20 protein-coding genes are annotated in these 22,204 nt (G+C 64.2%); 9 read left to right on the top strand and 11 right to left on the bottom strand.

Annotated features, from left to right (window positions below; all coding sequences use genetic code 11):
* Window positions 1-91 precede the first annotated feature (91 nt).
* Entirely contained in the window at window positions 92-595 is a 504-nt protein-coding gene (locus tag NGM15_RS08385) for a GNAT family N-acetyltransferase (protein WP_253437795.1), read from the bottom strand.
* A gap of 249 nt (window positions 596-844) precedes the next feature.
* On the opposite strand from NGM15_RS08385, the gene NGM15_RS08380 reads away from it, so the two are divergent.
* On the top strand, window positions 845-1,813 hold the full coding sequence (locus NGM15_RS08380) for a transcription initiation factor IIB (RefSeq protein WP_253437793.1): 969 nt from the start codon (window positions 845-847) through the stop codon (window positions 1,811-1,813).
* A gap of 299 nt (window positions 1,814-2,112) precedes the next feature.
* Here NGM15_RS08380 and NGM15_RS08375 read toward each other — a convergent pair whose 3' ends face one another.
* Window positions 2,113-2,970 carry an SDR family NAD(P)-dependent oxidoreductase gene (locus tag NGM15_RS08375; RefSeq protein WP_253437790.1) on the bottom strand — a complete coding sequence of 286 codons (858 nt, stop codon included), beginning with the start codon at window positions 2,968-2,970 and terminating at the stop codon, window positions 2,113-2,115.
* A 188-nt stretch (window positions 2,971-3,158) separates the two neighbouring features.
* Between NGM15_RS08375 and NGM15_RS08370 the strand changes: the two genes are divergently transcribed.
* On the top strand, window positions 3,159-3,878 hold the full coding sequence (locus NGM15_RS08370; protein ID WP_253437788.1) for a helix-turn-helix domain-containing protein: 720 nt from the start codon (window positions 3,159-3,161) through the stop codon (window positions 3,876-3,878).
* Between the two features lie 99 nt (window positions 3,879-3,977).
* Window positions 3,978-5,264, top strand: a complete 1,287-nt coding sequence (gene hisD / locus NGM15_RS08365; protein ID WP_253437785.1) for a histidinol dehydrogenase — start codon at window positions 3,978-3,980, stop codon at window positions 5,262-5,264.
* A 31-nt stretch (window positions 5,265-5,295) separates the two neighbouring features.
* Here the strand turns inward: hisD and NGM15_RS08360 are convergent, their stop codons facing one another.
* The 7 genes from NGM15_RS08360 to NGM15_RS08330 all read right to left on the bottom strand — a co-directional run bounded on the left by NGM15_RS08360 (window position 5,296) and on the right by NGM15_RS08330 (window position 12,672).
* Window positions 5,296-6,696 (bottom strand): FAD-binding oxidoreductase, encoded by a 1,401-nt coding sequence (locus NGM15_RS08360; protein WP_253437782.1) that lies wholly within the window; start codon window positions 6,694-6,696, stop codon window positions 5,296-5,298.
* A 195-nt stretch (window positions 6,697-6,891) separates the two neighbouring features.
* Entirely contained in the window at window positions 6,892-7,662 is a 771-nt protein-coding gene (locus tag NGM15_RS08355) for an SDR family NAD(P)-dependent oxidoreductase (protein WP_253437779.1), read from the bottom strand.
* Between the two features lie 32 nt (window positions 7,663-7,694).
* Window positions 7,695-8,435 carry an ABC transporter ATP-binding protein gene (locus NGM15_RS08350; RefSeq protein WP_253437776.1) on the bottom strand — a complete coding sequence of 247 codons (741 nt, stop codon included), beginning with the start codon at window positions 8,433-8,435 and terminating at the stop codon, window positions 7,695-7,697.
* On the bottom strand, window positions 8,432-9,208 hold the full coding sequence (locus tag NGM15_RS08345) for an ABC transporter ATP-binding protein (protein WP_253437773.1): 777 nt from the start codon (window positions 9,206-9,208) through the stop codon (window positions 8,432-8,434). The genes NGM15_RS08350 and NGM15_RS08345 overlap by 4 nt, the downstream gene beginning before the upstream one ends.
* Window positions 9,209-10,318, bottom strand: a complete 1,110-nt coding sequence (locus tag NGM15_RS08340; RefSeq protein WP_253437770.1) for a branched-chain amino acid ABC transporter permease — start codon at window positions 10,316-10,318, stop codon at window positions 9,209-9,211.
* Window positions 10,315-11,253 (bottom strand): branched-chain amino acid ABC transporter permease, encoded by a 939-nt coding sequence (locus NGM15_RS08335; protein ID WP_253437767.1) that lies wholly within the window; start codon window positions 11,251-11,253, stop codon window positions 10,315-10,317. Before NGM15_RS08335 ends, NGM15_RS08340 begins: the two co-directional genes overlap by 4 nt.
* 75 nt (window positions 11,254-11,328) lie before the next feature.
* Window positions 11,329-12,672 (bottom strand): ABC transporter substrate-binding protein, encoded by a 1,344-nt coding sequence (locus NGM15_RS08330; RefSeq protein WP_253437764.1) that lies wholly within the window; start codon window positions 12,670-12,672, stop codon window positions 11,329-11,331.
* A 216-nt stretch (window positions 12,673-12,888) separates the two neighbouring features.
* Between NGM15_RS08330 and NGM15_RS08325 the strand changes: the two genes are divergently transcribed.
* The 5 genes from NGM15_RS08325 to NGM15_RS08305 all read left to right on the top strand — a co-directional run bounded on the left by NGM15_RS08325 (window position 12,889) and on the right by NGM15_RS08305 (window position 18,780).
* Window positions 12,889-13,209 carry a DUF7518 family protein gene (locus NGM15_RS08325; protein WP_253437762.1) on the top strand — a complete coding sequence of 107 codons (321 nt, stop codon included), beginning with the start codon at window positions 12,889-12,891 and terminating at the stop codon, window positions 13,207-13,209.
* 57 nt (window positions 13,210-13,266) lie between these two features.
* On the top strand, window positions 13,267-16,845 hold the full coding sequence (smc, locus tag NGM15_RS08320) for a chromosome segregation protein SMC (RefSeq protein ID WP_253437759.1): 3,579 nt from the start codon (window positions 13,267-13,269) through the stop codon (window positions 16,843-16,845).
* Entirely contained in the window at window positions 16,838-17,854 is a 1,017-nt protein-coding gene (locus NGM15_RS08315; protein WP_253437757.1) for a segregation and condensation protein A, read from the top strand. Before smc ends, NGM15_RS08315 begins: the two co-directional genes overlap by 8 nt.
* An 82-nt stretch (window positions 17,855-17,936) precedes the next feature.
* Complete coding sequence (locus NGM15_RS08310) at window positions 17,937-18,143, top strand: hypothetical protein (RefSeq protein ID WP_253437754.1); 207 nt, start codon at window positions 17,937-17,939, stop codon at window positions 18,141-18,143.
* A gap of 82 nt (window positions 18,144-18,225) precedes the next feature.
* Window positions 18,226-18,780 (top strand): DUF8108 domain-containing protein, encoded by a 555-nt coding sequence (locus NGM15_RS08305; protein WP_253437751.1) that lies wholly within the window; start codon window positions 18,226-18,228, stop codon window positions 18,778-18,780.
* 18 nt (window positions 18,781-18,798) lie between these two features.
* Here NGM15_RS08305 and mtnP read toward each other — a convergent pair whose 3' ends face one another.
* Entirely contained in the window at window positions 18,799-19,653 is an 855-nt protein-coding gene (gene mtnP, locus NGM15_RS08300; RefSeq protein WP_253437748.1) for an S-methyl-5'-thioadenosine phosphorylase, read from the bottom strand.
* 340 nt (window positions 19,654-19,993) lie between these two features.
* Here mtnP and NGM15_RS08295 point away from each other — a divergent pair, with 340 nt between their 5' ends.
* On the top strand, window positions 19,994-21,385 hold the full coding sequence (locus NGM15_RS08295; RefSeq protein ID WP_253437984.1) for an MATE family efflux transporter: 1,392 nt from the start codon (window positions 19,994-19,996) through the stop codon (window positions 21,383-21,385).
* Between the two features lie 104 nt (window positions 21,386-21,489).
* Here NGM15_RS08295 and NGM15_RS08290 read toward each other — a convergent pair whose 3' ends face one another.
* Window positions 21,490-22,185 carry a phosphoribosyltransferase gene (locus NGM15_RS08290; RefSeq protein ID WP_253437745.1) on the bottom strand — a complete coding sequence of 232 codons (696 nt, stop codon included), beginning with the start codon at window positions 22,183-22,185 and terminating at the stop codon, window positions 21,490-21,492.
* Between the last annotated feature and the right edge of the window lie 19 nt (window positions 22,186-22,204).

Below are 22,204 nucleotides of genomic sequence, written 5' to 3'. Positions count from 1 at the left end.
CGCTGCGACCTCCAGACAGATCGCCAGCGCGGAGTTCCCTTCGTTTGACGACCCCGTTATCGTGGACTCGAGCGATCCCCACGTCCCGCGATTACAGATACCGTTCCATCTCGTAGTCGCCGCGGTTGCGCGCAGTCGTCTCGAAGCCGGCTGACCGGTAGAGGTTCATCGCGATGCGATTATTCCGGTCGACGGTCAGCCAGACGTGACTCACGCCGTTTTCCCGGCCGTACTCGAGCAACCGACTGATGAGTTGCGTACCGATCCCCGCCGACTGGTACGCCGGCCGAACGAAAATAGCTAACTCGGCTCGGTCATCGAACGGAACCAGGACGGCGTGACCGACCACGTCACCTCGATGGCGCGCGACGACGTGGAACCCCTCGTCCAGGAGTCCGTTAATCCACTCGCGTATCCGGGGCTCACTCCGCGGTGGAAGCCCCTGCGACCGCGATTCGTCGTCGAAGTGCGTGTACATCTCGACCACTGGTTCGGAGCCGTCAGCGTAGGCGGCGACGGCAATCGGTCGCTCCGCGCGATCCGTAACCGTCGTCGGGGGCGAGGGTCGTCGGTGCTGATCGGTGGCGGTGACCATACGTTCGCTTCGAGCGACACGGACCTAAGCCTGGCTCGTATTCCCGGACACTGGGAGACGAGGGCCTGCGGGGGTAACTCGGCGAATTCGTCGGTTCCACCGTGCGCCACTCGACTTGCGAGATCGGGTCGTCCGAAGAGCCGACGGCGGCCACAGTTCGAGAGCGGAAACGACCGAATGTTGGCGAGTAACTGTCAGAAAACCGGACAGAGGGCTTAACCTTCCCCGTCGCATTCAGGGAGGTATCCGATGATACGCCCCACCCGCGAACGAGAGCAATCCGCGACGTCGGCTACGAAAGAAACGGACTCGACTCAGTCGACGGTGAAACAGTGTCCGGAGTGTGAGTCCGAGTCGCTGGTCACGAGCGATGGGGGGAGCGAAATCAGTTGCGAGCGGTGTGGGCTGATCGTCGAAGAATCCCGTATCGACCGCGGGCCGGAGTGGCGGGCGTTCAACGCAGCCGAGCGCGACAGCAAATCGCGCGTCGGTGCGCCGACGACCCAGACGATGCACGACAAGGGGCTCACGACGGCCATCGACTGGAAGGACAAGGACGCCTACGGCCGCTCGCTCTCCTCGGAAAAGCGCAGTCAGATGCACCGCCTGCGCAAGTGGCAAGAGCGCATCCGAACCAAGGACGCGGGCGAGCGCAACCTCCAGTTCGCCCTCTCCGAAATCGACCGGATGTCCTCGGCACTCGGCATTCCACGGTCCGTCCGCGAGGTCGCCTGCATGCTCTATCGCCGGGCGCTCCAGGAGGACCTCATCCGCGGGCGTTCGATCGAGGGCGTCGCCACCTCGGCGCTGTACGCCGCCTGCCGAATCGAGGGCATTCCGCGGAGCCTCGAGGAAGTCGCCGCCGTCTCGCGGGTCGATCGCAAGGAGATCGGCCGAACCTACCGCTACGTGGCTCAGGAACTCGGTCTGGGCATGGAGCCGGTCGACCCGAAGAAGTACGTCCCCCGGTTCTGTTCGGAACTCGAGCTCTCCGAGGAGGTCCAGGCGAAGGCCAACGAGATCATCGACGTGACGGCCGAGAAGGGGCTCCTCTCCGGGAAATCCCCGACGGGTTACGCTGCCGCGGCCATCTACGCGGCCTCGCTGCTCTGTAACGAGAAGAAGACCCAGCGGGAGGTCGCCAACGTCGCCCAGGTGACCGAGGTGACGATCCGCAACCGGTACCAGGAGCAGATCGAGGCAGTCGGGTTGTACTGATCGGCGGTAAATCGTTCTCGCGAGTGCGATATTTTCGGATCCATTAGCGTGGTGAGCGTGACAATCGGTCCGTCAGCGAATCGTTGCCGTTTTCTCGCCGACTTGACCCCTCGACCCACCGACGATCCTGGAGAATCCGAGCGGACGTCTTCTGACGACATCCTCGGTACCCATCCCGTTATCCACACCCTCGAGACCCACCCGTTATCCGCATCCTCGGGGCCCACCCGGTATCCGCACCCTCGGGGCCCGCCGTGTTACTCACATCTCGGGACTCATCCGCGTCAGTACCTCCGCGATCACTCGTAAGTCAGGGTCATCCCGCCGTCGAAGAGCAGGTCGCCACCATCGAGGTGGCGCCCGAGCTTCGAGAACCCGACGACGAAAAGGTTGGCGACGTCGACCGGATCCATCATCTCTTTGACGCGGGACTGGCCGAGCATCACGTCGGAGATGACCTCGTCGACGCTGATCCCGCGCTGTTCGGCAGTGTCCTGGAGCTGGTTCGTGACGAGAGGAGTCTTGACGTAGCCCGTACTGACCGAAAACGACCGAACGTCGCCTTCGCCTTCGGCGGCGATCGACTGCGTGAGGCCGCGCAGGCCGAACTTCGAGACGTTGTAGGCGACTTTATCGCTCGTGACGTAGTGGCCGTGAACCGAGGCCATGTTCCCGACGCACCCGCGCCCGTCCGCCGTTTCTCGAAAGTGCGGGATACAGAGCTTCGTCAGATAGATCGGTGCTCTGAGCATGATCTGGTGGATGCGGTCGTAGGCGTCCATCGGGAACTCCTCGATGGCGTCGATGTGTTGCATCCCGGCGACGTTGGCGAGGTACTTCACGGAGCCGAGATTCGCCGCCTCCTGGACGATCCGTTCGATGTCTTCGTCGACGGTGAGATCCCCGACCACCGGCGCTACGGACCCGGCGACACCGATTTCGTCGGCGCGGTCGACCGTTTCCTCGAGGCCGGCCTCGTCGTAGTCCGTTGCGGCGACGGTGAGTCCGTTCTCGGCGGCGGTGAGGGCGACCGCCTGGCCGATGCCCGACGCTGCACCGGTGACGATACAGACGTTTTCCTCGGCGAACGAATCGTCATCTACCGTGTGAATTGTCTCTCGAGTGACCGCTGGGACGGCGACTTGATCCTGAGTCATCGTTGTATCGAGTGACTAGTTGACTCGAGTCACGCTAAAACTCGAATGTTAACATATCAATGGGCGGTCGCGGAGGGTGAGGGAAGGGAGCGCCCGCGTGAAGAGACGACCAGTGAGAGGAAAGGTAACGCTATGAGGGAGATGCTAACAATTAATGTCGGTGGGCCCCATTCGGGTATTGACCTGCGATGATCGACCTAAACATCGACATGCGTCAGTACGACTGTCCGTTCATCGACACCACTGACGACGTCGACATCGCGTTCTCGGCCGTCCAGTGGCAACTGGATACGGACGCCGAAAAACTCGAGACTCGCCTTATCGCCAGGGGAAATTCCCCCGGAACGCTGGATACCGGCCTCCAGACGCTTCGAGAGCACCGAAACATGTCCGACTACTATCTGCTCTCGCGGCGGGGGAACGTCGCCCAGATCGGGACAGTTATCGAACAGACGAACGCGATGAAGACGATCCAGCGACACGGAGGCTACATCACCGGTCCGTTCCAGATCGAAAACGGTCGCGAGCACTGGCACGTCGGCTTCGACGACGACGACGCGGAGGACAGGACGCTTGCGGACCTCGAGCGCCACAACGATTACGACGTCGAAAACCGGGATCAGTTCGGCGCGTCCACGCTGTTCGACCTCCTCGAGAACGCCGACAGCGCGAGGCGGTTGCTCGACGGCTGCCGGTCGCTCACGGAGACCGAACGGAAGACGTTCGAAACGGCCTCTCGATTCGGCTACTACGAGACGCCTCGCGGGGCGACCCTCGACGAACTCGCGGATCACTTCGACATCTCGAAGACGGCCGTCTCGATGAACCTCCGACGGAGCGAGCGCAAACTGCTCGGGGCCGCGCTGTCGGCGCTCTCGGACGTGGACGACGAGGAGACCCCGCTCTAGCGTCGCCGTTCTCGCGACCGATCCGAAATCTCGAGGCGCCTCCCTGTGTTTCCGTGTTAACATCGGAGTTTATCCGAGGGTGCCGCGTCAATTCATGTCGTGATAGAAAATAGCACGCATATCAAGGGCGCGGAGCGACCGTCGCTCGAGTTTCCACCCGAAGTGACCGAATCCGTCTCGGAGATCATCGCTGCCGTCCGAAGTGACGGGGACGACGCCCTCCGCGAACTCACCGCCAGGTTCGACGGCGTCGAGCGGGAGTCGATCCGGGTGACGGACGAGGAACTGGCGTCGGCTCGAAAACGTCTCTCGGAGGAGGATCGGGAAGTGATCGACGAGACGATCGAGAACGTTCACGAATTCCACGAGGAACAGCGCGGCCACCTCGAGGGCTTCGAGCGCGAGTTCGACGACGGGGTTCGACTCGGACAGCGAGTGGTCCCCATCGAGCGAGCCGGGGTGTACGTTCCTGGCGGACGGTACCCGCTCGTCGCGTCGCCGGCGATGACGATCGTCCCCGCCGTCGTCGCCGGCGTCGAACACGTCGTGGCCTGTGCGCCGCCCCAGGACGACGGGAGCGTCCAGCCCGCACAGCTGTACGCGATGGATCGAACTGGTGCGGACGAAATCTACTGCGTGGGCGGCGCCCAGGCGATCGCGGCGATGGCTTACGGTACCGAATCCGTGCCGACCGTCAACGTCGTCACCGGCCCCGGGAACGCCTACACGACCGAGGCGAAGCGACAGGTGTTCGGCCACGTCGGCGTCGACTTCCTCGCTGGACCGACCGAGGTGCTCATCATCGCCGACGACACCGCCGATCCCGAACTGGTGGCGACCGACCTGCTCGCCCAGGCCGAACACGACACCGACTCCCGGGTGGTCCTCGTCTCGCTCGAGGAATCGCTCGCTCGCGAGACGATAGACGCCGTCGAGGCGCAACTCGAGGAGTTGCCGACGGCCGAAACCGCTCGAGCGTGCTGGGCGGAAAACGGCGAGGTGATCGTCGCCGAAGACCGTGATGCCGCTATAGCGGTCGCGAACGACTATGCGATGGAGCACCTCCAGGTGATGAGCGACGAGCCCCGCGAGTACGTCGACGACCTCGTCAACTACGGCTCGCTCTTTCTCGGCCACCACTCGCCGGTCGTCTTCGGGGACAAGGCCGTCGGGACGAACCACTGTCTGCCGACGCTCGAGGTGTCGACGTACACCGGTGGTATCTGGGTCGGCACCTACCTGAAGACGCTCACCCACCAGCAACTGACCGCCGAGGGAGCGGCCTCGATTGCACCGCATGCGGCCAAAATCTGCGAACTCGAGGGGACGGTCGCGCACCGACTCTCTGCCGAGAAGCGGTTCGACGGCGAGGCGGAACGACAGTAATTTGGGGAGAAACTCCCTCTTCTACGACCTCCTACCCCTGCCTCACCGGCTCGACGTTCTGATTCGTCCGGAAGACGTTCTCCGGATCGTACTCGGCCTTCGTCTCGGCGAGCCGATCGTAGTTCACGCCGTAGGCGTTCCGCTCGCGCCCCTCCTGGTCGCCCTCGAAGTTCACGTACGTTCCGCCGGTGGCTCCTTCATCGAGCGCGTCGTGGCACTCCCGCACCCACGCGATGCACTCGTCGTCGTTCGCCGGATCCTCCCACCGAGCGGCGACGCTCGCGATGAACGCCGTCTCCCGGTGCGGGTAGGCGGTCTCGTCCGGTCCGACCTCGTTGACTGCCCCGCCGACCTGGTGGAGGAGGATTTCGGACTGTCCCGTCGGGAACCGTTCGGCGTACTCGACGATGGTGTCAATCGTCGCGTCGGTGAGTTCCGTGAAATTCGGCGCCTTCCAGTAGTTACGAGCCCCCTCGGCGTACAGATCGTCCAGGAGACGCTGGGCCTCCGTGTAGGGGGTCGGCGCGACGGCGTCGGCAATGGGGTCGCCGTATTCGCGGAGCGGTTCGAGCACTGTCTCGCCTTCCTCGAGGTCGCCGGCGTAGAACTGCACGAGCACCAGGACCGTGGTACCGTGGATTTCTTCCGGGATGACCGGAAGCGGCGGCGCGGCCACGCTGTTCGCCCAGACGGCACACTCCGGCGGCGCCTCTCGAGCGAACGCCGCGTAGCGTGAGAGGATGTCGGGTGCGTCCTCGTAGGCGTACACAGTCGGGCCGAAGAGCACGTCCGGACCGACCTCGTGCAGGTCGAACTCGAACGACGTGACGACCCCGAAGTTGCCGCTGCCACCGCGAATCGCCCAGAAGAGGTCCGGGTTCTCGGCTTCGCTCGCGGTGATCAGGTTGCCGTCCGCGGTGACGACGTCGACCGACCGGAGGTTGTCGATCGCGAGCCCGTACTTGCGGCTGAGCCAGCCGACACCGCCCCCGAGCGTGAGTCCGGCGACACCAGTCGTCGAGATGACCCCGCCCGGGGTAGCGAGGCCGAACGCCTGCGTTTCGTGGTCGAGATCCCCCATCGTTGCGCCGGGACCGACCCGGGCGGTTCGGGCTGCGGGATCGACCCGCACCGACGCCAACGGAGACAGGTCGATCGTGAGGCCGTCGTCGCAGACGGCGTTTCCGGCGACGTTATGGCCACCTCCCTTCACGGCGAGGGGAAGGCCGTGGTCGCGAGCGAACTCGACCGCGGTGATTACGTCGGCCGTGCCGGTTGGCCGAACGATAACGGCCGGTCGGCGGTCGATCATTCCGTTCCAGACCGATCGGGCTTCGTCGTAGCCGTCATCGTCGGGACGGAGTACTTCGCCGCGGGTCGTTTCGGTGAGCGTTTCGTAGTCCGGGTGGTCTACTGGCGTTTTAATCGTCATTGAACACGTCCTCGAGGGTGGTACGGAAGCCAGGGCCAGATAGCTACGTGGTGACGTTCGTGCAAGCGCCGACACTCGAGCACAGGTTGCAAGCAATTCACGGACTGCAAATGGAGTGGCGGTCTCCGTACGCTACCTCGGAATGTGGCCGAGTTCTCTCAGTCGTGGACGTCGACGGAGTTCCCCAGGTACTCGTCAGTACCAGGCGGTACCGCCGTCGACGTTGACGTCCTGGGCCGTCACGTGGCGGGCGGCGTCGCTCGCGAGGAATAGGGCCATCTCGGCCACGTCGTCGGCGTCGACCAGCGTCTCGAGCGCGGCGTCCTCGGTGAACACTCGCCGTTTGGCCTCGTCGTACTCCACGCCAAGGCTCTCGGCCTGTGCTTCGATGACGGCCTCGATCCGCGGACCGCTGGTCGCCCCTGGACAGATCGCGTTGACCGTAATGTCGTCCTCGCCTAATTCGAACGCGAGGGTCCGGGTGAGACCGATCACCGCCATCTTCGAGGCGACGTAGGGCGTCCGGTTCTCGAGCGGCCGTTTGCCGCTGATCGACGAAATGTTGATGACGCTCGCCCGGTCGCTCTCGCGGAGGTCAGCCACCGCGTGTTTCGCCGTCAGGTAGGGGCCGGTGGCGTTCACGGCCATCGTCCGGTCCCAGTCATCGCGCTCGACCGCTCCAATCGGCGCCGTCGGTCCGGCGATCCCCGCGTTGTTGACGAGGACGTCGAGGCCGCCGAAGCTGTCGACGGTCTCGGCGATCGACGAGCGTACAGAGGACTCGTCGGTGACGTCGGTACGAACGGGGAGCGTCCGCGACGGGTCGCCGATTTCGGCGGCCGTTTCCTCGATTCCGTCGCCCCGCGCCGCGAGGGCGACGTTCGCCCCGCGGTCGGCGAACGCGAGGGCGATCCGACGGCCGATGCCCTGGCTGGCCCCGGTGACAAAGACGGTGCGGCCTGCCATCTCGTCGGCAGTGGGACTCGAATGACCCGCCGTCATTCCCCGCCACCGCCTTGCATCAGCATCTGGATGTCCTCGTCTTCGACCAGGACGTCCGGATCGCCGCTGTCGACGATTTCGCCGCGTTCCATGACGTACATTCGGTCCACGATGTCGGGGACGTGGCTCGCGTTCGACTCGGCGATGAGCACGGAGATGTCCCGGTCGATGATCTCCCGGATGTATGTCTTGAGATTCTCGACGACGACCGGCGCCAGTCCCTCGAGCGGTTCGTCGAGAATGAGCAGGTCTGGGTTGAGTGCGAGTGCCCGACCGATCGCGGTCATCTTCCCCTGGCCACCACTCAGGTTCTGGACCTCGGCATCGCGGCGCGACTCCAGTTCGGAGAACAGGTCGAAGATGTCCTCGACCATGGCGTCCTCGTCGTCGACGCCGCGAGCGTCACCCGCCGTCCAGATTGGAAGCCGGAAATTCTCCTCGACGCTCATGCCCGTGAACAGGTCGCGATTTTCCGGCTGATACCCGATTCCCCGTCGCGGGATGAGTTCCGGTCGGAGCGTCGTCAGTTCCTCGCCGTGAAGTCGTATCGACCCGCTTGCGATGGGCGTCAGTCCCATGATCGCCCGGAACGTCGAGGTCTTTCCGGCGCCATTGCGCCCGACGAGCGCGACGGCTTCGCCCTCGCGCACTGTCAGATCGACGCCGTGGGTGACCTCGAATCCCTCGACGGTCGCCGAGAGGTTCGAGACCTCGAGCAGCGGGTGCGACGAACTCATTCGTCCACCCCCAGGAGGACCCGCCGCAGTTCGCTGTCGGTCTCGAGCAGTTCGGGTTTGCCCTCCCGGAACACGCTCCCCTCGTGGAGAACGACCAGTCGGTCGGCGTACTCCTTGACGAGATCCATGTCGTGTTCGATCGTGACGGTGGTGACGCCGTCGGCCTCGCTCGCCTCGACGATGGTTTCGATGACGTACTCCTTCTCCCGCGTGGCGACCCCGGAGGTCGGCTCGTCCAGGAGCAGGTACGTCGGATCGAGGGCGAACGACATCGCCACGTCGAGGAGCTTTCGGTCGCCATGAGGCAGCGTCTCCGCCACCTCGTTGGCGACGTCTTCGAGCCGGAACTGCTCGAGCAGACCGTCGACTGTTTCTTCGACTTCGTCGTGCGAATCGTCGCGGGTTCGCATGCTCAGCGTCTTGCCGTAACGCGAGAGGACGGAGACGCGAAGGTTTTCGCGAACGGTCATCTCCTCGAAGACGTGGACGATCTGGAAGCTCCGAACGAGTCCTTCGTTGACCCGTCTTTCCGGCGACGTGTCCGTGATGTCGCGCTCGACCGTCGAGCCGCTGCCGTCGTCCTCGTGGACGACGACCGAGCCCTGATCGGGTTCGAGCAACCCCGTGAGGAGGTTGATGAGCGTGGTCTTTCCGGCGCCGTTCGGACCGACGATGAAGACCATCTCGCCGGGGGTCTCCCCGAACGTGAGCGAGACGTCGTCGGTGGCGCGGAGCACTCCGAATTCCTTCCGTAAGTTGCGTGCTTCGAGCATCTATTTCACCCCGAATACGAGAATGCGAACGGTCGTCGCGGCGCGGTACAGTCGCTGGCGGATCGTCGTCGAGACGGTAGCGGCGTCCCCGCGAACGAGCGTCGGGTCGCGAAGGCGCCGCTCGAGGCCCGCTCTGAACGTCGGCAGCGAGCCGAGTATTCCCTCCGGCAGGAAGAAGACGACGACCAGCAACACGAGTCCCGTCAGTGCGTGGTAGTACTCGAAGTAGAACCGTGCTAGCCGGAGTAAGTAGATGAGTACGATGCCGCCGACGATCGGTCCGACGATCGTTCCGATGCCACCGATGATCGCCATGAACAGGATCTCACCGGAGACGAAGACGAAGAGGACCGGCTCTGGTCGGACGTGAAGTTGCAGGAGGGCGAACAGCCCGCCCGCGATGCCGCCGTAGAGGCCGGAGAGCGTGAACGCGATCCAGACGTACCGGTCGACCGGAATGCCGATGAACCGAGCTCGAGTTCGATCCTGACCGATGGCGTCGAGCGCCCGACCGAACGGCGAGTTAACGATTTTCCACGTCACGGCGACCATGACGAGGAGGACGACGACCGTGAGGTAGTACAGGACGTAGTCGTAGGCGACGATTGGGTCGGCACCGAACGTCGAGACGAGCCAGCGGTCGATTCCGAGCAGCGACGGCCGGTCGGCGCCTACGCGGACCCGGAGGCCATCGTTGTAGTTGAAGAAGCCGCTCTGGAGGACGAACGCGAACAGCACCTGGTTGAACGCGAGCGTCAACAGCGCGAAGTAGATGTCGAGGTAGCCGGCGACGAGATAGCCGACCAGCAGAGCGATGGCCGTCGCCGCCAGGGCCGCCCCGAGCAGCAACAGCAACCCGTTCGACACCTCGTAGTGGGCCGTCAGTACGGCGACGCCGTAGGCACCGGCGCCGAAGAACGCGGTGTGTCCGAACGAAACCAGTTCGGTGTGGCGCAACAGGAGGTTCAGCCCCATCGCCGCCATGCCGAACAGGATTCCCTGGTGAATAATCGAGAACGACAGCGGCGTCACGTTGGCGATGTCGGGGACGGCGAGCAGGAGGACGATGGCTAACACCGCCAGGACTCCATTTCTGGAAACACGAGTCATTCGATCTCACCCCACGTCCCGTAGAGACCTTCGGGTTTGACCAGCAGGATGATGGCCATCAGGATGAACGGTGCCGCCAGCTCGAGCTGGGGCAGGCTGAACACGCCGACCGTCCACCGGCTGATGACGCCGACGAGCAACGCGGCGACGAACGCCCCCTTCAGGCTTCCGAGGCCGCCTATGACGACCACGACGAACGAGAGTACGAGGGGGTCGAGCCCCATCTCGAGGTACGCGTCGCTCGGCCCGATGCTGTTCATCGCTCCGCCGAAGGCGGCGAAGAACGCCCCCATGGCGAAGACGAGCGTGAACGTCCGGTCCGTGCTGACGCCGATGGCGGTCGACATCTCGCGGTTGATCGCCGTCGCGCGAACGATACGCCCGGTCTTCGTCCGGTCGAAGAACCAGATGAGCCAGGCGAAGACCACGACGCCAACGAGAATCACGATCACGTTGTAGGAAGGGTAGCTGAACCCCACGAGTTCGGTCGTCGGAATCTCGTTGAGTCTGCTGTACGACGAGGTGCTGACCGGAGACGTCCCCCAGAGGAACTTCATCACGTCGACGAGGATTAGCAACAGCGCGTACGTCAGCAGTAACTGGTAGACGTCCTCGCGCTCGTAAATCGGTCTGACGAACACCGACTCGATGACGGCGCCGACCGGGAGCAGGACGGCCGCCGCGAGGAGCGATCCCAGCAATACTACTACACCGAAGACGAGCGCTGAAAGTGGGCCCGTGGGTTCGGCGACGAATCCTGCGAGGAATCCGACGACGGTAACCACGAGAAACGCCCCGAGCGCGTACAGTTCGCCGTGGGCGAGGTTCAGTATTCCCAGGACACCGAAGATGATCGTCAGTCCGGACGCGATCATGAACAGGATCAGGCCGTAGTAGAGGCCGTTGAGCGTGTGGGTGAGGAGCGATTCGATCATCTCGTTACACCCTCTCGACCGTCGCTTTCCGATGTACTTGTGCTAAGAATTTCATAAATTGCGTCCGTCGTACCTCTACCAGCTGTCGATCCAGTCGAGAGACGTCGTTCCCGGCGGCGGAGAGACGTTTTCGGCCGCGTAGACGTTGACGTTTTCGAGGATGGCCCCGCCGATTTCGTCCGACCACGCCATCTCGCCGAAGTGGGCGCTCGAGTAGCCCTGATGGTCGGTCGACATGACGTGGTAGCCCGCCGGGGTGAAGAACCCGTGTTCCTCGAGCACCATCGCGAGTTCGTCCTGGTCGGGCCAGCGCCCGAGGAGCCTGACGGCCTTGTCGGCGGCCGTCGCCCAGGCGGTCACCGCGCCGTAGCCACTCATGAAGTGCGCGGTCGGGATCACGCCGTACTCGTCTTGTACTTCGTCGAAGAGGTCTGCGGCGGGCGTCCACTGGTCCGTGGTGGGCTGGTCCCAGTAGAAGTTTCGCGATCCGCCGTGGATTGGCCCCTCGAGGTCGCCCTCCTCGTAGTCGTTCGCCGACCCGTACAGCACCGTGCCGACGACGAGTTCCGTGTTGTCGAGCATGTCGTTCGCCTGCGCCTGCTGGAGGAGCAGGGTGGCGTCGCCCCCCCAGCAACTCGTGAAGACGACGTCCGGTTCCTCGCTGTTGATGTTCGTCACGTGGGTCGACATGTCGTCCGCGGCGAGGTCCGGCGTCCCGTTGTACACCTCCTCCGCACCGGTGAGCTTCTCGATGCCGGCGGAAAAGAGCGCCATCTCGTCCTCGCCGAACGCGTAGTTCGGGTTGACACCGGCGTACGTGTCGATGTTGTCCGCGCCGAGGACCTCGACCGCCTCCTTGGCGGCCGACAGCGCCTCCATCACGTCGTGATTCTGGAAGCGAAACGAGTAGGTCGTATCCGGAAAGTTCTCCTCGTACAGCGTCGTCACCGTGCCGTCAGTCGCGACGTTGATCACGCCCTGGTCGTCGATTTCGGGCACCATCGCCTCGTGGCCGCCGCTCGAGATCGGGCCGAAAGTGACGTCCTTGCCCTGGTCGACGAACTGCTGGTAGTTCTCGAGCTGTTCGGACCCCTCCTCGACGATGTCGAGTTCGATCTCCCGGCCCGCGACGCCGCCGTTTTCGTTGATTCGCCGGACGGCGGTTTCGGCTCCGTACTCCGCCTGCACGCCGAGCACGGCGGGTGCACCCTCTCTGAAGGTCTGCAACCCGGCCTGGATCGGTTCGTCCGGAACGTCGCCGTCGCCCGTCTCGGACGGCGAGGAATCGTCACCGTCGCCATTGCCCAGGAGTTCGGTACAGCCAGCGAGCGCGACCGCGAGCGCCGACCCGCCGAACAGTTTCAGTGCGTCTCGTCGGTCGATACCACCGTTCGCCGCCGGATTGGTCGCGTCGGTCATTGCGTAGCAACCCCCGTTCGTGGCTGTATTGCCATAGGTATGGTAGCAAGCATCACTGCAAATAGCCAAACGTGAACATGTTAATGGTGCCTCGCAGTCTCGGATCGACGCGCGAGCGGACCGCCGAAACGTGGCGATGTTCGTCGTCGTTTATCTACCAGAAAAAATACGCATGTCTGACGTACGTTTAAGTAGCGAGAACAGTCCCTAGTAGGTATGCCGAAAAATCGCGTCGAGCGACTCGAGGCGACCGTGAAGGAACTCGAGTCCACCGTGGAGGGACTGACCGAAGAACTCGTCGAGTCGAAAGAACGCATCCGTGTACTCGAGGCCGAGTTGGATACCGAAATCCCGACGCGCGTCCCGGAGCGACGCCAGTCGGCCGATGCCGAGGTCGAGGGCGACGAGACGCCGGAGGCCGCCCAGAACGACGTCGCCGAGGCGGCCGCGGAAGCCGACGGTGCCGAGGAAGACGGAGAGGAAGCGATCGAGGGCGAACCAGAAGACTCAGGTACCGACGACATTATTGTCGCATAACTCGTCGACTCGCCCGACCCACGTCGGCGATCGACGCCCGCTCTACGGAGATCTCGAATGCACATCAAGGCGCTCGTCCTGGACAATTTCAAGAGTTTCGGCCGGAAGACGAAGATCCCCTTCTACGAGGACTTCACCGTCGTTACGGGCCCGAACGGGTCCGGGAAGTCGAACATCATCGACGCCGTCCTCTTCGCGCTCGGCCTGGCTCGCACCCGCGGGATCAGGGCCGAGAAGCTCACCGACCTGATCTACAACCCGGGCCACGACGGCGAGGGAGCGTCGTCCGGCCCGCGTGAGGCCATCGTCGAGGTCATTCTCGACAATAGCGACGAGACGCTGACGCGCTCCCAGGTCGTCAACGCCGCCGGCAGCGACGACGTCGGCGACTGCGAGGAGATTCGAATTCGCCGGCGGATCAAGCGCACCGAGGACAACTACTACTCCTACTACTACCTCAACGACCGCTCGGTCAACCTCTCGGACATCCAGGACCTGCTCGCCCAGGCCGGGGTCACCCCCGAGGGCTACAACGTCGTCATGCAGGGCGACGTCACTGAAATCATCAACATGACGCCGTACAACCGGCGTCAGATCATCGACGAAATCGCCGGCGTCGCCGAGTTCGACGCCAAGAAGGAAGACGCCTTCGGCGAACTCGAGATCGTTCAAGAACGCATCGACGAGGCCGAGTTGCGCATCGGAGAGAAACGCGACCGCCTCGCCCAGCTCGAGGACGAGCGCCAGACGGCGCTTCGCTACCGGCGACTCCGCGAGGAAAAGGACGAATACGAAGGGTATCTCAAGGCCAGCGAACTCGAAGACAAGCGCGAGGAACTCGACGGCGTCGAGACGAAGATCGACGGCCTCGAGACCGACCTCGAGGACCTCCAGCGCGAACTCGACGAGCGCCAGGGGAAAGTCCTCAGACTCGAGGAAGACCTCGAGGACCTCAACGCAGAAATCGAGCGCAAGGGCGAGGACGAACAACTGCGGATCAAGAGCGAGATCGAGTCCGTCAAGGGCGAAATCTCCCGCCTCGAGGACCGCATCGAGGCGACGACCGAGCGGATCGACGAAGCTGAATCCACTCGGCGGGAAGCGTTCGTCCAGATCGACCGCAAACAGGAGCAGGTCGCCGACCTCGAAGACGAGATGCGCGAGTACAAACTCGAGAAGGCCTCGCTCACGTCCGAAGTGCAGGAACGCGAGAGCGAGGTCGAACGTCTCGAGGCAGAGATCGACGACGTCGACACCGAGTACGACGAGGTCAAAGCCGAACTCCGGGAGCGAAAGGACGAACTCGAGGCCGCGAAAACCGAGAAGAACGACCTTCAGCGCGAGCAGGACCGCCTGCTCGACGAGGCCCGCCGTCGCTCGAACGAGGTGAGCGAAACCGAGGCCGAGATCGAGGCGCTTCGGGAGTCGATCCCCGAGATCGAAACCCAGCGAAAGGACCTCGAGCGCGAACTCCAGAAAGCCGAGGCCAACCGCGAGAACATCACGGGCGTCGTCGATGACCTGCGCGAGGAGAAGCGCGAACTGGGGGCGAAACTCGAGGAGATCGACGACGAGTTACAGGCCAAACAGGCCGAGTACGCCGAACTCGAGGCCAACGCGGGCGAGAGCGGCGACTCCTCGTTCGGTCGAGCGGTGACGACGATCCAGAACGCGGCCATCGACGGCGTCCACGGCCCCGTCGCCGAGTTAGGAAACGTGAGCGGCGAGTACGCCATCGCCTGCGAAACCGCGGCGGGCGGCCGACTGGCGAACGTGGTCGTCGACGACGACGTGATCGGCCAGCAGTGCATCGAGTACCTCAAATCGCGAAACGCCGGGCGAGCGACGTTCCTCCCGATCACGAAGATGCGCTCGCGAGGGCTGCCGAACGCGCCCTCTGATCCGGGGGTCGTCGACTTCGCGTACAACCTCGTCGACTTCGACGACCAGTACGCGGGCATCTTCTCGTACGTCCTCGGGGACACCCTCGTCGTCGAGGACATCGAAACCGCCAGGGCGTACATGGGCGACTACCGCATGGTCACCCTCGACGGCGATCTGGTCGAGAAGAGCGGGGCGATGACCGGTGGCTCCCGGAAAGGGTCCAGGTACTCGTTCACCAGCGGCGGGAAGGGGCAACTCGAGCGCGTCGCCACTCAGATAACCCAGCTCCAGGACGAGAAGCAGTCCGTCCGGAGCGACCTCCGGGGAGTCGAAGAGCGACTGGACGACGCTCGCGACCGCCAGACCGACGCTGCCGACGAGGTGCGTTCGATCGAGGCCGAACTCGAGAAGTTAGACGAGAAACGAGCGCGCATCGAGGGCGACGTCGAGGACCTCGAGACGAAACTCGACGACCTCGAGGACGACCGGGAGTCCGTCGACGAGCGGATGACCGAGATCGCCGACGAGATCGAGGCGACCACAGGAGAGATCGACGAGATTCAGGCCGACATCGACGACCTCGAGACCGAACTGGCCGACTCGAAGATCCCCGAACTCACGGCCCAGATCGAGGAACTCGAGGGCGAAATCGACGAGCGCGAAGAGCGGATGGACGGCCTCGACACGAAACTGAACGAACTCGGCCTCGAGAAGCAGTACGCAGAGGAGGCCATCGAGGACCTCCACGACGACATCGAGACGGCCCAGAACCGCAAGGCTGAACTCGAATCCACGATCGACGACTGCGAGGACGCCATCGAGGACAAACGCGGAGAACTCGAGGACAAACGCGATGCCGTCGCGGAACTCGAGGACGAGTTAGCCGAACTCAAAGGCGAACGTACGGAGGTCAAGGAGGCCGTCTCGGAGGCCCGAACCGCGCGCGACCAGCAGCAGGATCGCGTCAACGCCGTCGAGAGCAAACTCGAGTCCGCCCGCGAGCGCGCAGGCGCCCTCGAGTGGGAGATCGACGCTCTCGAGGAGGAAGTCGGTGAGTACGATCCCGAGGACGTCCCCGACCACGACACCGTCGTCGAGATGGTCGAGTTACTCGAGGCCGACATGGAAGCGCTCGAACCGGTGAACATGCTGGCAATCGACGAGTACGACGAGGTGCGCTCCGACCTCGACGACATCGAGGAGGGACGGGAGACGCTGGTCGAGGAAGCGGAGGGCATCCGCGAGCGGATCGAGCAGTACGAGACTCAGAAGAAGCGGACGTTCATGGAATCGTACGACGCCATCGCCGAGCACTTCACCGACATCTTCGAGAAGCTCTCGGAGGGGACCGGCACGCTCCACCTCGAGGACGAGGCGGACCCGTTCGAGGGCGGCCTGACGATGAAGGCCCAGCCCGGTGACAAGCCCATCCAGCGCCTGGACGCGATGTCCGGCGGCGAGAAGTCCCTGACCGCCCTGGCCTTTATCTTCGCCATCCAGCGCCACAACCCCGCACCGTTCTACGCCCTGGACGAGGTCGACGCGTTCCTGGACGCGGTCAACGCCGAGCGTGTCGGCCAGATGGTAGACGAACTTGCGGGCCGAGCTCAGTTCGTCGTCGTCTCTCACCGCTCGGCGATGCTCGATCGGTCCGAGCGGGCCATCGGCGTCACGATGCAGCAAGATAACGTCTCGGCCGTGACGGGGATCGACCTGAGCGGTGACGGCGAGGAGGTCCCGGCAGATGACTGACGGCGAAGGCGAGAACGACATCCCGCTGCAGATCGCCGGTCACGAGGATCGCGAGCGGCCGGGGTCTGATAGGAACTCGAGAGCCGGGGACTCGGTCCTCGCGTTCGACGAAAGCGAGATCACTGGCTCGGATACCAGAGACGACCTCGAGACGGCGGGTGACGGGGAAGAAGGGGGCGAGGCCGGGAACGAAGGCGAAGGCAAAGCCGAAGACGAAGACGAGGTCGAACCCGTCGAACTCCTCGTCCAGCTCGCCAAAGACGGCGAGATCGACCCCTGGGACATCGACATCGTCGCCGTCACCGACAAGTTCCTCGAGGTGCTCGACGACGCCGACCTCCGCACCTCGGGTCGGGCACTGTTCTACGCGAGCGTCCTCCTCCGAATGAAGAGCGACGAACTGTTCGCCCCCGACCAGCCCGAAGAGGAGGAACTCCCGCCGTGGGAGGCCCCCTTCGCCGACGAGGCGGCGATGGAGGACGCAGCGCCCGGCTTCGACCCCATCGAAAGCCTCGAGGCCGAGATGGATCGTCGCCTCGAGCGCAAGCACGCCCGCGGGAAACCCGAGACGCTGGACGAACTGGTGCGAGAGCTCCGGGACGCCGAGCGCGGCACCTGGTGGAAGTCCTCCAGGAGCTACGACACGAGCGGGTCGCCGCACGGGTACGGTCGCGGGATGCAGGAACTGAGCTACCACTCGGGGGACGACTTTCGAGTTGATGACGAGCCGACGGCCGACGACGTGACCCACACGGCCCACGAGGAGGACATCGAGGCCGTCATCGACGACGTCGAGGCCGAACTCGAGACGCACTACGAGAAGGGGCGCGACGAAGTACTGTACGCCGAAATCGACCACGTGGGCGGCACCCGCGTGATGACCTACCTCGCGTTGCTGTTTCTGGCCCACCGCGGACGGCTGGTGCTCGACCAGGACGAACTCTTCGGCGACCTATGGATTGCACCCGTGACGCCGGAGGCCGAGGCCGAGGAAGCGATCGCGGATTGACCGACGCGCGATACGTGGCACGTCGTACCGCTCGAGTCGCGCTGACGTCCCAATTTTTGTAGTGGCCGCCCACACTGAGCGTATGGAACGCGTGCAGGCAGCCCTCGGCGGACTGGTCGTGGTCGTCGCCCTCTACGGCGGGTACGTCCTCGTGCGGACGCTCACGCGAGCGCTCTACGCGATCGTCTGGTTCACCGAGACCGTCGCGATGTTCGCGTTCGCCCTGCTGGTCGGCTACGTCGCCTACCGGGTGCTCTGGGGCGTGAGCGACGACCCGCGGCGCCACTGACGGCAGGGATTCTGTGAGCGATGATCTACGAATCGAGTTCGATCGCAATGGTTTAGGGAGCCACGAGAAAACAAATAAACAGATGTCGCGACCCGACGACGTACTCTATCGTGCCCGCCTCGGCGCGTTCGCCCTCCTCCGAAAGATCTTCCCGGTCGTGGCGCTCATCTTCCTGTTCGTCTGGCCACCCATCGTCTTCGGGGCCGAGTGGGCATTCGCCCTCAGCTGGGCAAACCTCCTCCTCGGTCTCTTCGTCCTCTGGATATCCCGCGGGATTCCCCTCTATCCAGCACACACCTTCGGCGTCGAACACCGCGTCGACGAGGACACCTTCGACGGCCCCCGAAAGCACTGTGCCGGCTGTGGTACTACCTGCCGACAGGGCCTTCGACGGCGGTACACCCGCCAGTTCGTTCTCTTCGGCGTCCCGCTGCACACCCTCGAGTGGGGCATCAACGACTACTGCCTCGAGTGTGCCCGTCCAGGTGGCGGTCCAGGCGTCGATCAGGGGTCGGAGGTCGGGCGCGTCCAGACCAACGACACCAGCGCGAAGCGCGAACTCGAGCGCGCCCTCGAGTCGAGTTCTCGGGACGAAGGGAGCGGAAAAGGCGAGCTATCTCGAGAATTCGACGACTGACGTGCGCAGTGAGACCGATTACTCGAGGTACTCACCCGCCAGCAACTCGACGCGCTCGCGGGTCTCTTCGGGAATGGATTCGACGGGCGTGTTAATCGTGCCCTCGAGCGCCGACCAGGCCTCGCTCTCGAAGTCCTCGGGCATCGTCCGAACCGCCTGCTCGATCACCGCGTTGATCGACTCCTGGTTGGCCGCCGCGTTCTCGAGCACCTCCTCGAGGGTAACCTCGTTGTCTTGCTTCCAGACGTCGTAGTCGGTGATTCCCGTCACCGTCGCGTAACTCATCTCGGCCTCGCGAGCGAGTTTGGCCTCCGGGATGGTGGTCATGCCGACGACGTCCCAGCCCTGGTCACGGTAGAACTCGCTCTCGGCTCTGGTCGAGTACTGGGGCCCCTCGATGCAGACGTAGGTGCCGCCCTCCTGGACGGTGGTCTCGGCCGCTTCCTCGGCGGCGGTCGCGAGGTGATCGACCATCGCCGGACAGTACGGATCGGCGAAGCCCATGTGGACGACCATCCCGTCGCCGAAGAACGTCGGCGTCCGGTGTTTCGTTCGGTCGAAGATCTGATCCGGGATCACGAGCGACTGTGGCGGCAGGTCCTCGCGCAGGCTGCCGACAGCGTTCGTCGAGATGACGCGGTCGACACCCGCGTCCTTGAGCGCGTAGATGTTCGCCCGGTAACTCGCTTCGGTGGGGGTGTGCTGGTGATCCTCGCCGTGACGCGGGAGGAAGACGACCTCCTGCCCGGCGAGTTCGCCGATCGTCAGGCCGTCACTCGGCTCGCCGTAGGGCGTCGTTGCCGACTCCGTAGAGACGTTCTCGAGTGGCAGTGCTTCGTAGATACCGCTTCCGCCGATGACGCCGATGGTCATACCCTGACGTCGACGGGGAGGTTCCTAAACGGTGTGGAATCGGGCCACCCCTCGGGTACACCCCGAGCGGAGATGTGACACGCTATCACGTCGTACGAGAGTTCAAGTATCCTGAGAACTATTTCGATTCGTAATGCCTCTCGAGGACGATTCCGGCACCGAGCCCCTCGAGGAGACGGCGGGTACGGACGCGAGCGTGAACGCGAGTACGAACGCGAACGCGAACTCGAGTACGAGCGAGAGCGAGACGACCGATACCGACTCCCCGGGAACGACCACAACGACCGCGACGACCACGACGACCGGTAGTGGGCTCACCGACGGCCCGCTCCTTCGACCCATGTTTCGGCTCGCGTGGCCGCTCATGGTCATCCAGTTGCTGCAGGTCGCCTACAACATCGGCGACACCTTCTGGCTGGGCGCGCTGTCGCCCGAATCAGTCGGCGCACTGAGCCTGGCCTTTCCGCTGATCTTCTTCCTGATCTCGATTGGCGGCGGCTTCACCGCGGCGGGGGCGATCCTCATCGCCCAGCACACGGGCGCCGGGAGCGGCAAGGGCGGACTGATCGCCGGACAGACGCTCTCGTTCATCTCGATCGTCGCGATCGTGCTCGGCGTGCTCGGCTATTTCGTGACCGATCCGATGCTTGCCCTGCTCCCGGCGGATCCGGAGACGAAGGCCGTCGTGATCCCCCTGGCAGCCGACTACATGCGCATCTTCTTCCTCGGGTCGCCGTTCCTGTTCGGCTTCTTCATCTTCACCTCGCTCATGCGCGGCTACGGGAACACGCGAGCGCCGATGCGCGTGATGGCCGTCAGCGTCGTCATTAACCTCGTGCTCGACCCGCTGCTCATCTTCGGCGTCGGGCCGTTTCCCACCCTCGAGATCGAGGGGGCGGCCGTCGCGACGGTCTTTTCGAGAGCCGTGGCGACCGCCATCGGACTCTACGTCCTGTTCGGGACGGACGTCGGTCCAAAGATCGAGGCCGGCCACCTGTGGCCGCGGCGCGAGTACGTCTCGAAGATCACGCGACTGGGCGTTCCCACGGCACTCGAGCAGTCGATGAGTTCGCTCGCAATGATCGCGATGACCGCAATGGTGGCGACGTTCCCCATGGCCGTCGTCGCGGCCTACGGCCTCGGAAATCGACTCATTTCCCTCGCTTTCCTCCCCGCGATGGGGATGGGGCAAGCGACGGACACGATCGTCGGCCAGAACCTCGGAGCCGGGAAGCCCGACCGCGCCGGCCGTGCGACCTGGATCGCCTCCGGCGTCGTCGCGGCGATTATGCTCGGGGCGGGAGCGATCGCGTTCGTCGCCCCGGAACCGATCGTCGGCGTGTTCATGACGTCCGGGGAGGAGGGGGCGGCCGAGACGATCGCCCACGGCAGCACGTACCTCAGAATCGCCGCCTCGATGTTCGTCTTCATGGGCGTCTTGCAGGTCCTCCTCGGTGCGTTCCGCGGGGCCGGGAACACCAAGACGGCGCTCGTCTTCTCCGTCGTTACCCTCTGGATCGCCCGGGTTCCGGTGGCTTACTACCTCATCTTCGTCGCTGGCTGGGGAACGACGGGGATCTGGATCGGGGTCGTCGCCGGCGACGTCGTCGGCGCGCTCGCTGCCATCGCCTACTTCACCCGCGGCACCTGGAAGGGGTCGATCGTTGAGGACGAGGGCGAAACTGAGCGCTCGGGTCGCGACTCGACGACGGCGTCTTCGGTCGACGATTGAACAAATGAACGAGTGAATGCCTCGAGTGAGGCGTCGACTGCCTCCTCGAGCGTTCCAGACCGAAAATCGGCACCGAGCGCGTCGACGGTGTCAGTCTCGAGACGCTACTCCGCCAGCGCCCACTCGCCTGGCGCCGTCATCTCGAGGACCTCCCGGCGTTCCATCTCGGTCAGCACCTCGGTCAACCGGTTGGGCTGGGCGATCTCCATACCGATGCGGTCGACGTCGTGGAACTCCTTGAGATAGTGACGGACGTCCGCCTTCGTGAACGACTCCTGGTCGGCCTTCTCCATAACGCCCGAGATGAGGTCGACCATGTCTTCGATGAAGTTCCACGGGTAGACGACCCAGGCCCACTCCTCGAGTCGCTCGCCGACGTAGTCGGGGTCGAACTCGCTGGTCTGGAGCAGTTGGAGGGTCGCCGTTCGGACCTCGCCGGCGCCACGATCCTCGACGTACTCCTGGGCACGCCTGATCGAGCCGCCGGTGTCGGCGATGTCGTCGATGATGAGGACATCCTTGTCCTCGACGCTCCCTTCGGGCATCGGGTACCGGATGGTCGGTTCGCCGGACTTCTCGGCGGTGCCGACGTAGTGTTCCATCTTCAGGCTCGTCAGGTCGTCGAGTCCGAGAAAGTCACAGATACATCGACCCGCGAACCAGCCCCCCCGAGCCAGCGCGACGATGACGTCCGGCTCGAACGCGTCGCGGCGAACGTCGTCGCTGACGTCCCGACAGAGGCTGTAGATGTACTCCCAGTTCGTGATCGTGCACTTGAAGTCGTCCGGTAGATCGGACATTGCGTGTGGCCACCTACCT

Source organism: Natronosalvus halobius, from assembly GCF_024138145.1.
GTDB classification, from domain to species: Archaea; Halobacteriota; Halobacteria; order Halobacteriales; family Natrialbaceae; genus Natronosalvus; species Natronosalvus halobius.
Note: the sequence above shows the minus strand (reverse complement) of the source record. Positions and strands in the feature narration are given on the sequence as shown.

What these genes read in the sequence shown, in the direction of transcription:
- mtnP (WP_253437748.1), bottom strand. Translation starts at nt 19,653, where the DNA reads ATGACCATCGGCGTCATCGGCGGAAGCGGTATCTACGAAGCACTGCCA.
- NGM15_RS08340 (WP_253437770.1), bottom strand. Translation starts at nt 10,318, where the DNA reads ATGACTCGTGTTTCCAGAAATGGAGTCCTGGCGGTGTTAGCCATCGTC.
- NGM15_RS08295 (WP_253437984.1), top strand. Translation starts at nt 19,994, where the DNA reads ATGTTTCGGCTCGCGTGGCCGCTCATGGTCATCCAGTTGCTGCAGGTC.
- NGM15_RS08360 (WP_253437782.1), bottom strand. Translation starts at nt 6,696, where the DNA reads ATGACGATTAAAACGCCAGTAGACCACCCGGACTACGAAACGCTCACC.
- smc (WP_253437759.1), top strand. Translation starts at nt 13,267, where the DNA reads ATGCACATCAAGGCGCTCGTCCTGGACAATTTCAAGAGTTTCGGCCGG.
- NGM15_RS08310 (WP_253437754.1), top strand. Translation starts at nt 17,937, where the DNA reads ATGGAACGCGTGCAGGCAGCCCTCGGCGGACTGGTCGTGGTCGTCGCC.
- NGM15_RS08315 (WP_253437757.1), top strand. Translation starts at nt 16,838, where the DNA reads ATGACTGACGGCGAAGGCGAGAACGACATCCCGCTGCAGATCGCCGGT.
- NGM15_RS08290 (WP_253437745.1), bottom strand. Translation starts at nt 22,185, where the DNA reads ATGTCCGATCTACCGGACGACTTCAAGTGCACGATCACGAACTGGGAG.
- NGM15_RS08330 (WP_253437764.1), bottom strand. Translation starts at nt 12,672, where the DNA reads ATGACCGACGCGACCAATCCGGCGGCGAACGGTGGTATCGACCGACGA.
- NGM15_RS08380 (WP_253437793.1), top strand. Translation starts at nt 845, where the DNA reads ATGATACGCCCCACCCGCGAACGAGAGCAATCCGCGACGTCGGCTACG.
- NGM15_RS08345 (WP_253437773.1), bottom strand. Translation starts at nt 9,208, where the DNA reads ATGCTCGAAGCACGCAACTTACGGAAGGAATTCGGAGTGCTCCGCGCC.
- NGM15_RS08305 (WP_253437751.1), top strand. Translation starts at nt 18,226, where the DNA reads ATGTCGCGACCCGACGACGTACTCTATCGTGCCCGCCTCGGCGCGTTC.
- NGM15_RS08350 (WP_253437776.1), bottom strand. Translation starts at nt 8,435, where the DNA reads ATGAGTTCGTCGCACCCGCTGCTCGAGGTCTCGAACCTCTCGGCGACC.
- NGM15_RS08355 (WP_253437779.1), bottom strand. Translation starts at nt 7,662, where the DNA reads ATGGCAGGCCGCACCGTCTTTGTCACCGGGGCCAGCCAGGGCATCGGC.
- NGM15_RS08325 (WP_253437762.1), top strand. Translation starts at nt 12,889, where the DNA reads ATGCCGAAAAATCGCGTCGAGCGACTCGAGGCGACCGTGAAGGAACTC.
- NGM15_RS08375 (WP_253437790.1), bottom strand. Translation starts at nt 2,970, where the DNA reads ATGACTCAGGATCAAGTCGCCGTCCCAGCGGTCACTCGAGAGACAATT.
- NGM15_RS08335 (WP_253437767.1), bottom strand. Translation starts at nt 11,253, where the DNA reads ATGATCGAATCGCTCCTCACCCACACGCTCAACGGCCTCTACTACGGC.
- NGM15_RS08385 (WP_253437795.1), bottom strand. Translation starts at nt 595, where the DNA reads ATGGTCACCGCCACCGATCAGCACCGACGACCCTCGCCCCCGACGACG.
- NGM15_RS08370 (WP_253437788.1), top strand. Translation starts at nt 3,159, where the DNA reads ATGATCGACCTAAACATCGACATGCGTCAGTACGACTGTCCGTTCATC.